A 12,506-nucleotide genomic window follows, 5' to 3' on the forward strand; every position below is an offset into this window, starting at 1 on the left:
GCATCTCCCCGAGGGCCTGGCGCTGCCGGACGGTGGGGCGAAGGAGGAACTTGTAGGCACGTATCACGCCTGCCCCTCCTTCTGCTTCTTCGTCCAGGGGCGTTCCCACTGGGTGTTGATGTACTTCTCCACCGTGTCCGCGCTGACCGCGCCGACCGAGGCAACGAAGAACGACGACGACCACAGCGTGGGCATACGGCTCTTGAGGTGCGGGAACTCCTCGCGCAGCACGCGAGAGGTGAAGCCCTTGAACTGGTTGGCGATGTAGGAGGCGGAAGCCTTCGGCTCGTGCTTGACGAACAGGTGCACGCGATCGGGCATCACCTCAAGGGCGATGATCTCCCAGCCCTTCTCGGCCGCCTTCTGCTCGATCAGCTCACGCAGTCGGACCGCGACACGCCCACCAAGGACCCGGCGGCGGTACTTCGGGCACCACACCACGTGCAAGCCCAAGTCGTACACGCCGCCGGAGTACCGGCGAACCTTCCGTGTCACAACCACGTGATCACTATACACGCAGCGCGCATCTAGCCGAGGTCAACAGTGCAGACCCGTGGGCACAGTTGAGGTCAGAGCAGTCCTGAGAAGCGATTCCCCCCATGCCTAAAGGCACGGGTCCCCTCGCTAGCTATCCGATGGACGACCGGGCGTGGCTTGGGCTCGGCCATCTCGACCCCCCAGAAGTACGGGATCCCCGCGCCGGCGTACTTGTGCGGCTTGGTGTCGGTGTCGCGGGACTCCGAGTCCGGCGAGACCACCTCGATCGCGAGCAGGACGTCTCTGACCTGGAAGTAGGTCTGCTGCGGACTTTCTCGCCGCCGGGGCCCGTACGACGAGCACATCCGGCTCCGGGCCGTTGCGCCTGTCGATCACCACGGTCATCCCGCGAACGACTGTCAGCTCGGGTGGCACAGTGCTGCGGAGCCCGTTCACCAACAGGTCGGTCGCGATGCTGTGGAAATAGCGTTGCGGGCTCACGAAGACCAGGCTCCCGTCGATCAGCTCGGTGTGCGGCGGGAGGTCGGGCAACGTCAGCAGGTCGTCCACGGTGTAACCGTCCTGCGGCGGCACCGGCCAGGGGTGCGCGGTCTCAGCGGTCATGAGGATTCCTCCCATGGACGGGATTCTGGTCCGTATGGGCAGCGTACCCAGCCGATACGACAACGCCGCCGCCCAAACGAATGAGCGACGGCGTCGGCGTTGACCTGCTACGTATGCGTAGGGGTCACTCCCACTCGATGGTGCCCGGAGGCTTCGACGTCACGTCGAGCACGACACGGTTGACGTCCGCGACCTCGTTGGTGATCCGGGTCGAGATCTTCGCGAGCACCTCGTACGGCATGCGCGTCCAGTCCGCCGTCATGGCGTCCTCGGACGAGACGGGACGGAGCACGATCGGGTGCCCGTACGTCCGGCCGTCGCCCTGGACACCGACCGAGCGCACATCGGCGAGCAGGACCACCGGGCACTGCCAGATCTCACGGTCCAGGCCGGCCGCCGTGAGCTCCTCGCGGGCGATGGCGTCGGCCTCGCGCAGCAGGTCCAGGCGCTCGCGCGTGACCTCGCCGACGATACGGATACCGAGACCCGGGCCGGGGAACGGCTGCCGGTGGACGATCTCCTCCGGCAGGCCCAGCTCCTGGCCGACCATCCGGACCTCGTCCTTGAACAGCTTGCGCAGCGGCTCGATCAGCTCGAACTCGAGGTCCTCGGGGAGGCCGCCGACGTTGTGGTGCGACTTGATGTTCGCGGTGCCGGTGCCGCCGCCGGACTCCACCACGTCCGGGTAGAGGGTGCCCTGCACCAGGAACTGGACCGGCTGCTCGCCGTGCGCGCCCGCCTCGGCGATGATCTCGGCCTGCGCCTGCTCGAAGACCCGGATGAACTCCCGGCCGATGATCTTCCGCTTCTCCTCCGGGTCGGAGACCCCGGCCAGCGCGGTCAGGAAGCGCTCCTGTGCGTCGACGACCTTCAGCGAGACGCCGGTCGCGGCGACGAAGTCCTTCTCGACCTGCTCGGTCTCGCCCTTGCGCATCAGGCCGTGGTCGACGTACACGCAGGTCAGCTGGGAGCCGATGGCCTTCTGCACGAGGGCCGCGGCCACGGCGGAGTCGACGCCGCCGGACAGACCGCAGATGGCGCGCCTCTCGCCGACCTGCTCGCGGATCAGCGCGACCTGCTCCTCGACGACGTTGTGCGTCGTCCAGGTCGGCTCGATGCCGGCGCCGCGGTAGAGGAAGTGCTCCAGGACCTGCTGGCCGTAGGTCGAGTGCATCACCTCGGGGTGGTGCTGCACGCCGTACAGCTTCTTCTCGTCGTCCTCGAAGGCCGCGACCGGGACGACGTCCGTGGACGCGGTCACGGTGAAGCCCTCGGGCGCGGCGGAGCAGGCGTCACCGTGCGACATCCACACGGGCTGCTCGGCCGGGGTGCCCTCGAAGAGGGTGGAGCCCGTCTTGGAGACGTGCAGATTCGTACGGCCGTACTCGCGGGCGCCGGAGTTGTCGACGGTGCCCCCGAGGGTCTGCGCCATCAGCTGGAAGCCGTAGCACATGCCGAAGACGGGGACGCCGGCCTCGAAGAGCGCACGGTCGAGACGCGGGGCGCCCTTCTCGTACACGGACGAGGGGCCGCCGGAGAGGATGATCGCCGCCGGGTTCCTGGCCAGCATCTCCGCCACCGGCATGGTGGAGGGCACGATCTCGCTGTAGACCCGGGCCTCACGGACGCGGCGGGCGATGAGCTGGGCGTACTGAGCGCCGAAGTCGACAACGAGGACGACGTCGGGCGCGGCAGCTGGGGACGCTGAGGACACTACGGCGGCCTTCCGGCGGGGGTGGGAGGGGTCTCTATTTGTCGATTCTACCGGCGCGCTGGGGTCCGCCTTCGTCTCACCATCCGAACCCGCTTTGGCCCGGATGTCCCGACCGGGCCATACTGATCCCCATGCGCAAGCACTCGATCTTCGTCTTTACCTATGGCACCCGGCCCGCCGGCTGCCATGGTCGTGCTGCTTGAGCAACTGACAAGCGACTTCCCAGGCGCCCCGGGCCGACAGGCCCGGGGCGCTCTGTGTTTTCCGGGCCGGTTCGGTCCGGGGCCCCGGACACCAGGAAATACAAGGAGCCCCCTGATGACCGCCACGTCCCTCTCGACCGACACCGGCGCCCGCACCGACGAGGCCGCACAGGTGATCAGCAACGCCCGCGAGCGCATCGACGCCCTCGACGACCGCATCATCGGGCTGATCCAAGAACGGATGGCCGTCTCGGCCGTCATCCAGGAGGCCCGGATCACCTCGGGCGGCCGCCGTGTGAACCTCTCGCGCGAGATGGAGGCGCTCGGCCACTACAGGGACGCGCTGGGCAAGCCGGGTACGTCGCTGGCGATGACGCTGCTGGAGCTGTGCCGCGGCCGTATCTGAGGCATGTCGGTACGCACACGCGTACGGGCCCGCTCTCACCCGTACGGCGCGTGACCGCACCCGCGGGGGCTTCGTTGGTCCCGATGTCCGTGCCAGCCAGGGGCGGGCCCCGAAGGAAAGAAACCACGCGTGGCTCCGCTGGGGCGTGTGGCGTACCGCAGGTACGTCGTGGGACCTCGCCCCAGCGCGCGTGACCGGTCGGCAGGGGACAGCAGCCCGGTCACCCCAAGGGCGGTCGGCTCCGGGGACGCCCGGGGCCGACCGCATCCGGTCCGAACGGTTGCGTCCGCCGCAACCCGTCCAGCACGATCCCGCACCAGCCGGTCCCGCACTGCGCACCAACCGCCGACGGTCATGACCGCTGATGCGCGCCCTGAGCACCCGAGCGCGCCCGGCCGGTGACCGGGCATCCCCCACACACGAGCGGCGCACCCCCCGGCGCCGCCCCTCGGCACCGCCGCTGCCCTGACGTCGGTGCCGACAGCCGAGGGCCCCGCGGACGGGACGTCCGCGGGGCCCTCGCGTGTGCCGGGGTCCGTTACCGCCTACTGCTGTGCCCGTCGAAGCACCGGTGATGGTCGAGCCCTCAGGCGCATGTGACCGGGGCCACATAAAGATTGTGTGAGGCGGCGTACAACCAATCCCTCTGGTCGCAGGTCATGCATGCGGAACCAACGGCCACGCCCGTGACCCCACAGCCGGGGGCGGCCCACCAGACTCCGTACCGCACGCTGCGGTACGCCAGACTTCGCTGAGGTCTTCATGAAGCTTCGCCGCGCTATGGCTGTCGCCGCCGCGACCGCTGTCATAGCCCCCGCCGCCTTCCTGGCGGCGCCGGTCGCGTACGCGACGGACGGCACCACCAGCACGACCTCTGCCGGCACCACCGGCGAGACGGGCACCACGGGCGAGACCGGAACGACCGGCGAGACCGGCACCACCGGCGAGACGGGCACGACCGGCGAGACGGGTACCACGGGCGAGACGGGCACCACGGGCGAGACGGGTACCACGGGCGAGACCGGAACGACCGGCGAGACCGGCACCACCGGCGAGACCGGTACCACGGGCGAGACCGGCACCACGGGCGAGACGGGCACGACCGGCGAGACGGGTACCACGGGCGAGACCGGAACGACCGGCGAGACCGGCACCACCGGCGAGACCGGCACCACGGGCGAGACCGGCGAGGAGCCGGGCGAGGGCGAAGAGGGCGACTTCGAGGAGTGCCCCGTCGACGAGGACGGCAACGACCTCGACTCCCAGCTCGAGCTCGGCATCAAGGGCCTGCCCGGCAAGATCGTCGCGGGCAGCGGCTGGCACGAGTTCACGCTGCGCGCCACCAACAACTCGGACAAGGCCCTCGGCACCGTCCACTGGGCCCTCTTCGTCGACAACTTCGACGACAGCGAGGACGAAGAGAACTGGCTGAGCACGTACGCCCAGGTCCAGTTCAAGGACGAGAACGGCAAGTGGGACTCCCTGGCCGACGAGTTCGGCAACGGTGCCTACTTCGGTGAGACCGACCTCGACGCCGGCGCCTTCGTCGACCTGCAGCTGCGCCTGAACATCCCGAAGAAGGCCCCGGCCGGCGACAGCTACTCGGTCGGCTTCGGTGGCTACCTGGACTCCGAGAAGAACTGCTACCACAGCTCCTACTCGGACTGGATGTTCACCGTCCTGGCCGCGGGCAGCGACAACGAGGACCCGGGCGAGGCCAAGCCGGGCGACGACAAGGGCGAGGAGCCCAAGCCGGACCCGAAGCCGCAGGGTGAGATCAAGGAGATCCCCGTCACGGGCAACCTCGCCCAGACCGGTTCCTCCTCGATGCTGCCCACCATCGGCATCGCCGGTGGTATCGCGATCGTCGCCGGTGCCGGTGTCGTCTTCGCGATGAAGCGCCGCAAGAGCGACGCGGTCGCGTAACACCGCACCAAAGCACGAAGAGCGCTGCACTCGGAGGGGGGTGCAGCGCTCTTCGCATGCTCAGGGTCACTTCTTCGGCGGGACCGCCGGCATGCCCAGGAACGGCAGGTTCAGCGCGCCGAAGGCGTCCGCCGGGACCGCCGGGGACTTCGGGGCGATCGGGGCGAGGCGTTCGTACGCGGCGCCCTGCTCGGGACGCGGGTCCGTCTCGCCCTTGTTGGGCCAGAAGGACATCGCCCGCTCGGCCTGGGCCGTGATGGTCAGGGACGGGTTCACGCCGAGGTTCGCGGAGACGGACGCGCCGTCGACGACCGAGATGCCCGGGTGGCCGTAGAGGCGGTGGTACGGGTCGATGACGCCCTCGTCGGCGGAGGCGCCGATGGGGCAGCCGCCCAGGAAGTGGGCGGTGAGCGGGGTGCCCATCAGTTCGCCGATGTTGGAGCCGGCGAAGCCGTTGATCTCCTCGGCGAGGAGGGACGCGGCACGGGTGGCCTCGGGGATCTGTCCCGGGTTCGGGGCGCCGTGGCCCTGGCGTGCGGTGAGGAGGCCCTTGCCGAGCCCCTTGGGCTTGCGGTACGTCGTCAGGGAGTTGTCCAGGGACTGCATGACGAGGCCGATGATGGTCCGCTCCGACCAGCGGCGGTTGGAGAGCGCGCGGACCGAGAGCCAGGGGTGCCGGGCGCAGTTGCCCAGCCAGGCGAGGACGCGCCGTGAGCTGTAGGGCACCTGCAGGATCGTCATGCCGCCCATCGCGTTCGAGCCCTTGCCGTAGCGGACGGGCTCGATGTGCGTGTGCTCGTCCGGGTGGATCGACGAGGTGATGGCGACGCCGCGGGTGAAGTCGACCTTGTCCGCGCCGTGGCGCTTGCGGTAGCGGCGGTTGTCGGTCTGGGCACCGACGAGGGCCTCGGAGTTGGTGCGGGTCAGCTCGCCGAGGCGCCCGGAGACACGGGGCAGCAGACCGCTGTCCTTCATCCGGTGGAGGAGCGTCTGAGTGCCGTACGTACCGGCGGCGATGACGACCCGCTGCGCCGTGAACGTACGCCCCTTGCCCTTGCGCCGGTTGTCGCTGGGGAGGGTCTTGACCGCGAAGCCGGCGCGCGAGTCCTCGGTGACGGCGACGACCGACGTCATGGGGTGGATGACCGCGCCGGCCTTCTCGGCGAGGTAGAGGTAGTTCTCGTTGAGGGTGTTCTTGGCTCCGTGGCGGCAGCCGGTCATGCACTCGCCGCACTCGGTGCAGGCGCGGCGCGACGGGCCCGCGCCGCCGAAGTACGGGTCGGGGACCTCCGCGCCGGGCTTGGCCTTCACCGTGCCGACCCCGTCCCCGCCGACGGCGTCCTTCCCGTCCCCGAAGAAGACGCCCACCGGGGCCATGTGGAAGGAGTCGCCGACGCCCATCTCCTGTGCGGTCGCCTTGAGATGGACGTCCGACGGGGTCATGGTCGGGTTGAGGCGGACGCCGAGCATGCGCCTCGCCTGGTCGTAGTAGGGCTTCAGCTCCCCCTGCCAGTCCGTGATGTCCTTCCACTGCGGGTCGTTGAAGAACGGCGCGGGCGGTACGTAGAGGGTGTTGGCGTAGTTCAGTGACCCGCCGCCGACGCCCGCACCCGCCAGCACCATCACGTTGCCGAGCAGATGGATGCGCTGGATGCCGAAGAGACCCAGGGCCGGGGCCCAGAGGTAGTTGCGCAGGTCCCAGGAGTTCCTGGGCAGCGTCTCGCGGGTGAAGCGGCGGCCCGCCTCCAGGACTCCGACGCGGTAGCCCTTCTCCGTCAGCCGCAGCGCCGAGACCGAGCCGCCGAAGCCCGAGCCGATGACGATGACGTCGTAGTCGTAGTCGGATGCGGAGTCGTCCTGTTTCGGGGCAGGGGGGACCTCGGGCATGGCTCTCCTCGTCGAAAACGTGCGGGTACCGGGGTGCTGTCAGGGCGCCTAGCGCAGGCGCAGGGCCTTCATCGCCTTCAGGGACGTGCTCATGAACGCCGCGTACTTCGCGTCGTCCATCCCGAAGGACGGGGCCAGCGGGATCAGCCGCTGCTGTGCCACGGTCTGGGCCTCGGTGTACTTGAGGATGCCCTCGGAGCCGTGCCGGCGGCTGAGGCCGGAGTCCTTCATGCCGCCCATCGGGGACTGCACGCTGCCGTAGGCGGGCGCGTACCCCTCGTTGATATTGACGGTGCCGGTGCGCAGGCGGGCGGCGACGGCGTGGCCGCGCTTCCCGTCCTTGGTCCAGACGCTGGAGTTGAGGCCGTACGGGGTGGCGTTGGCCTGCTCGATGACGTCGTCCTCGTCCTTGAAGCGGTAGACGGAGACGACGGGACCGAAGGTCTCCTCGGCGCAGACGGCCATCGGCGCCTCGACGCCGTCGAGGATGGTCGGCTCGTAGAAGAGCGGGCCGATGTCGGTGCGGTGGACGCCGCCCGCGACGAGGGTGGCACCCTTGGAGACGGCCTCCTCGACGTGGCGCTTCACGGTCTCCAGCTGGCGCTCGCCGACGAGGGAGCCCATGTCGGCGCCGTACGCCAGGGAGTTGCCGAGCCGCATCGCCTTGGTGCGGGCCGCGAAGCGCTCCAGGAACGCGTCGGCGACGGACTCGTGGACGTACAGCCGCTCGATGGAGATGCAGAGCTGTCCCGCGGAGGAGAAGCAGGCGCGGACGGCGCCGGCGGCCGCCTTGTCGATGTCGGCGTCGTGCAGGACCAGCATCGCGTTCTTGCCGCCGAGTTCGAGGGAGACGCCGATGAGCCGGGCCGCGGCGCCCTGGGCGACCTCGCGGCCGGTGCGGGTGGAGCCGGTGAAGGAGACGTAGTCGGCGTGCTTGACGACCTCGGGGCCGACGACCGGTCCTTCGCCGATGACGACCTGGAAGACGCCGGCGGGGAGGCCCGCCTCGATCAGGAGGTCACGGGCCCAGAGCGCGGTCAGGGCCGTCTCGGTGTCGGGCTTCATGACGACCGCGTTGCCGGAGACGAAGGCGGGGAGCGCGTCGCCGACCGACAGCTCCAGGGGGTAGTTCCAGGGGGCGATCTGGCCGACGACACCGCGGGGCTGGCGCAGTTCGGTGGTCTTGGTGAGGACGGGGACGACGCCCGTGTGCCGCTTGGGCCTGAGGTACGAAGGGGCCTTGCGGCCGTAGTGGCGGGCGGCGACGGCGACGGCCAGGACCTCTTCATGGGCGTGGAGGCGGGCCTTGCCGGTCTCCAGCTGGATCAGGTCCAGCACCTCCGCCTGGCGCTCCAGGACCAGGTCGTGGAAGCGGAGCAGCACGGCGGCGCGGGCGCGCGGCGAGGTCGCGGCCCAGACGGGCTGGGCGGCACGGGCGCGCGCGAAGGCCTCGGCGACGTCCTCGGGGGTGGACTCGGGCAGGTCGGCCAGCTTCTCCCCGGTGAACGGGGTGTGGTTGGCGGTGCGACCGGAGCCGACGACGCCACGGGTGAGCTGGGCGACCACCTCGGGCGTGACCACGTCGGCGGCGATGCGCGCGCCGGCCGGGGCGGCGGCGACCGGGTTCGTGCCGAGGTTGCCGCTGGAGTGGGGGGCGAGGGCCTGCGAGTCCGTCATGGGGGCGAGAGTATGACGCAATCAGGGCTTTGGGTACCCGTCGGTAACAGCTTTTCGCGAGGCCCTCACACGGCATCCCACACCATGCCAGTGATCACTGGCACATAAGCCCTGATCAGGGGCTTGTGGGAGTCACAGGCCCTGGATCTTGAGATGTTTCACGACGTTCGTGAAGATCTCCTCGCCGTCCTGCCGCGCCGCGCCCTCCGCCGGCATGGACACCTGGAGCCGCCAGTAGGACTTGTCCTTGTCCTTGCCCGGAACGATCAGCTCGTGCAGGCGGTAGCGGATCGGATCGTCGCCCGACGCGGTGTACGGGATGTAGTCGACGGTCGTCTCGAAGGCCGGCTTCTCCTGGTGCGTGACGTCCAGGGTGTCGACGTCGGGCTCCTTGTAGTCCGTGCCGTTCTCGCCGCCCTTCGCGTAGAAGTCGTCCCACGCGTCCTTCCTGGGGGCGAGCACCTCGTCGGCGTTGTCCTCGGTGATCTCGACGTGCTCCAGGTAGATGCCGAAGACCCCGCTCGGGTCCCGGTACGTGACGCTGTCGCCGTTGTCGCCCTCGGAACGCTCGTACTCACTGGGGACGCCCACGTCCGCCGAGAGGATCTCGCTCTCCGGCCGGACCTGCCATCCCTCGGGCAGCTCGTCGCCGCCGAAGGGCTTCACGAGGATCAGTACGAGCGCGATCGCGACCGCGAGCACGCCGCCGAGCAGGCCGAACTGCGCGGGCCTGTTGCGGTGCAGGACCGGCGGCACCCAGCGGGAGCCGCCCGGCCCCGAGGCCGCCGCGGCCCCCGTGGACCCGTACAGCGCGGTCGGGTCGAGCGACGCCTGCGGCGGCCGGGCCACCGACTCCAGCGTCGCGCGGATCTCGGCGGCGCCAGGACGGGCGGCGGGGTCCTTGCGCAGCAGCTGCATCACCAGCGTGCCGAACGCACCGGAGCCGCGCGCCGGCATCTGCGGCTCGGCGGACAGCACGGCCTGGAGCGTGGCGGGGGTGTGCGAACGGCGGTACGGCGACATGCCCTCGACCGCCGCGTACAGCACGACACCCAGCGACCACAGGTCCGACTCGGGACCCGGCCGCTGCCCGAGCACGCGCTCGGGCGCGATGTACTCGGGCGAGCCGACGAAGGCGCCGGTCTCCGTCAGTCCCTGCTCGCCCTCGACCTGGGCGATGCCGAAGTCGGTCAGGACCACCCGGTCACCGCGGCCGAGGAGCACGTTGTCCGGCTTGACGTCCCGGTGGAGGACGCCGGCCTCGTGCGCCGCGGACAGCGCGCCGAGGACCGCGAGACCGATGCGGGCCGCCTCGCGGACGTCGAGCGTGCCCTCCTGCAGCCGGTCGCCGAGGGACTGGCCGCGGACCAGCTCCATCACGATCCACGGCTTGCCGTCCTCCATCACGACGTCGTGCATGGTGACGACGGAGGGGTGGTCGATACGGGCGGCCGCCCGGGCCTCGCGCTGCATGCGCAAATAAACGTTTTCGCGCTCGCGCTCGCCGAGGTGCTCCGGCACGCGCGGCTCCTTCACCGCGACCTCACGGTCCACGACCTCGTCGTGCGCGCGCCAGACCGTGCCCATGCCACCGTGCCCGAGGCGGGCGACGAGGCGGTAGCGACCGCCGACGAACCGGCCTGTGGGTGCCTGGGGATCGCCGGCGGTCTGCGGCACGTACTGCGTGGGCTGCGGCTCGGCCCCGTTGGGCTGCACCGGAGCCTGCGCCTGGGGCTGCGCCGGATCCGGTGTCCAGGGCTGTGCCTGCGGCGGTACGGGCTGCTGCGGCGGCCGGAGTTCGTAGCTGGTGGGCTCGTAAGCCCGTCCCCCGTCGTTCGTCATGTTCACATCCTGGCGAAACGCGACTGCAGTCGCCACCTGCGCAGTTGAGCGATGCAAAACGGTAACGGAGAACTCAGCCGGCCGAGGGCGGCGGCTGCCAGCTCTGCACCATGATGTCGAACTGCTGCCTGATCGTGGGCCAGTCCTCCGCGGGACCCGCCATGAAGAGCGCGTACTCGGTCCCGTCGTCCTCGTAGTACGCCTGGTCGATCGCACGGCGCTTGCCCGGATGGTCCTTGATCTCGGTCCACCGGAACTCCCAGATCGCCGACTTCGTCCGGTCGCGGAAGGTGATGGGGTGAAGGGTCAGCCGCTCGTAGTCCGACCGCCCGTCGACGATCTTCTCCAGATCCAGCAGGTGCATGTACGGGTTCTCGAAGTCGGGCGACTTGTCGATGCTGATACGGATGCGATGACGGCCGTTGTCGGGCGTGTAGTCGATCTGGTCGCCGTCCAGCTGCCGGGTCCAGCCGTCCGGTACGAGCAGACTGAAGCCCTCGGGGTCGTCCTCCCGGTGCCAGCCCTCCGGTACGGAACCCGTCTTGGCGGGCCCGGGCGACGAGGACGTGCCGGGCGGCGTCGTGCCGCCGCGGCCTGCCGACGTGCCGCCGCCCCCGCCCCCGTCCGCGTAACGCATCGCCAGGTACCCCGCGCCGCCGCCGACGATCGCGGCGAGCACGACGGCCAGGAGAACCGTACGCAGGCGGCCGGTCCGCTTCCGGCCCGCCGACGCGGAGACCGCGGGTGCCGCGGGTGCTGTGGGACCGGTGGGGCTGGTGCTAGCGGTGTGGCCGCCGAGCGGGTGCGCGGGCAACTGTGCGGTGGCTGCCCGCCGTTCCTCGCGGTCCACCGTCTGCGTCGGTACGTACGCCTGCGCCGACCTCGGGCTGCGCCCCTCCATCGCCTCCATCAGCATCCGCTCGGCCTCGGCGGCCGACGGGCGCTGCGCGGGGTCCTTGCGCAGCAGCGCCGTGATGACCGGGGTGAGCGGGCCCGCGTTGCGGGCGGGCGGCGGCTCCTCGGTCACCACGGCCTGCATCGTGGACAGCGGTGACGTACGGCGGAACGGGGAGTTGCCCTCCACCGCCGTGTAGAGCGTGGCGCCCAGGGACCACAGGTCGGACGCGGGCCCGGGGTCGCCGCCGCGTACCCGCTCGGGGGCCAGATAGTCGATGGAGCCGACGAGTTCACCGGTCCTGGTGATCGTCGAGTCGCCCTCGATGGCGGCGATGCCGAAGTCCGTGAGCAGGACACGGCCGTCGGAGGCGAGCAGCACGTTCCCCGGCTTGACGTCGCGGTGCAGCACACCGGCGGCGTGCGCGGCCCGCAGCGCGCCGAGGACGTGCAGGCCGATGCGCGCGGCCTCGGTGGCGCGGACGGGGCCCGACTCCTTGGCGGCATCGGCGAGTGACGGCCCGTCGACGTACTGCATGACGATCCACGGACGGTCGTCGTGCTCCAGGACGTCGTGGACCGTGACGACGTTGGGGTGGGAGATCCGGGCGGCGGCCCTGGCCTCCTTCTGGGTCCTGGCGTGCAGAACCGTCCGGTCCGCCTCGGAGACGTACAGCCCGGCGGTGAGTTCCTTGACCGCGACGGTTCTGTGCAGGAGTTCGTCGTGGGCGCGCCAGACCTTGCCCATGCCGCCGCGGCCGATACTTTCGGTCAACCGGTACCGCCCTGCCAGCAGCAGTCCCGCTCCCGTGCTCCGCATGTTCTCCACGTGCCCCGTGCCCCCGCCCCGTTCCTT

8 protein-coding genes and 1 pseudogene are annotated in these 12,506 nt (G+C 70.4%); 2 read left to right on the forward strand and 7 right to left on the reverse strand.

Going from position 1 to position 12,506, the window contains the following annotated elements; translation table 11 throughout:
- Nucleotides 1–63: 63 nt before the first annotated feature.
- The 3 genes and pseudogenes from tnpA to guaA all read right to left on the reverse strand — a co-directional run bounded on the left by tnpA (nt 64) and on the right by guaA (nt 2,815).
- Nucleotides 64–495, reverse strand: coding sequence for an IS200/IS605 family transposase (gene tnpA, locus ACFV9O_RS27955; RefSeq protein WP_385422576.1), 432 nt, complete (start codon nt 493–495; stop codon nt 64–66).
- 143 nt (nt 496–638) lie between these two features.
- A pseudogene (locus ACFV9O_RS27960) lies at nt 639–1,101 on the reverse strand (Uma2 family endonuclease); the annotation flags it as partial.
- 124 nt (nt 1,102–1,225) lie between these two features.
- Entirely contained in the window at nt 1,226–2,815 is a 1,590-nt protein-coding gene (guaA, locus tag ACFV9O_RS27965; protein WP_385422502.1) for a glutamine-hydrolyzing GMP synthase, read from the reverse strand.
- Nucleotides 2,816–3,133: 318 nt separating this feature from the next.
- On the opposite strand from guaA, the gene ACFV9O_RS27970 reads away from it, so the two are divergent.
- Together ACFV9O_RS27970 and ACFV9O_RS27975 are read left to right on the forward strand one after the other, a co-directional pair.
- On the forward strand, nt 3,134–3,424 hold the full coding sequence (locus tag ACFV9O_RS27970) for a chorismate mutase (protein WP_385422504.1): 291 nt from the start codon (nt 3,134–3,136) through the stop codon (nt 3,422–3,424).
- 762 nt (nt 3,425–4,186) lie between these two features.
- The gene (locus ACFV9O_RS27975) at nt 4,187–5,350 is read left to right on the forward strand and encodes an LPXTG cell wall anchor domain-containing protein (protein WP_385422506.1); all 1,164 of its coding nucleotides are present in this window, start codon (nt 4,187–4,189) and stop codon (nt 5,348–5,350) included.
- Between the two features lie 66 nt (nt 5,351–5,416).
- On the opposite strand, the gene ACFV9O_RS27980 is transcribed toward ACFV9O_RS27975, so the two are convergent.
- The 4 genes from ACFV9O_RS27980 to ACFV9O_RS27995 form a co-directional block, all read right to left on the reverse strand.
- Nucleotides 5,417–7,237 carry a GMC oxidoreductase gene (locus ACFV9O_RS27980; protein ID WP_385422508.1) on the reverse strand — a complete coding sequence of 607 codons (1,821 nt, stop codon included), beginning with the start codon at nt 7,235–7,237 and terminating at the stop codon, nt 5,417–5,419.
- 48 nt (nt 7,238–7,285) lie between these two features.
- A complete protein-coding gene (locus ACFV9O_RS27985; protein ID WP_385422510.1) occupies nt 7,286–8,914 on the reverse strand; it encodes a succinic semialdehyde dehydrogenase in 1,629 nt (542 codons plus the stop codon).
- Nucleotides 8,915–9,046: 132 nt separating this feature from the next.
- Nucleotides 9,047–10,756, reverse strand: coding sequence for a serine/threonine-protein kinase (locus ACFV9O_RS27990; RefSeq protein WP_385422512.1), 1,710 nt, complete (start codon nt 10,754–10,756; stop codon nt 9,047–9,049).
- Nucleotides 10,757–10,829: 73 nt separating this feature from the next.
- Entirely contained in the window at nt 10,830–12,479 is a 1,650-nt protein-coding gene (locus tag ACFV9O_RS27995) for a serine/threonine-protein kinase (protein ID WP_385422514.1), read from the reverse strand.
- Nucleotides 12,480–12,506 lie beyond the last annotated feature (27 nt).

The sequence above is a fragment of the Streptomyces sp. NPDC059909 genome (genome assembly GCF_042730885.1).
Taxonomy (GTDB): Bacteria; Actinomycetota; Actinomycetes; order Streptomycetales; family Streptomycetaceae; genus Streptomyces.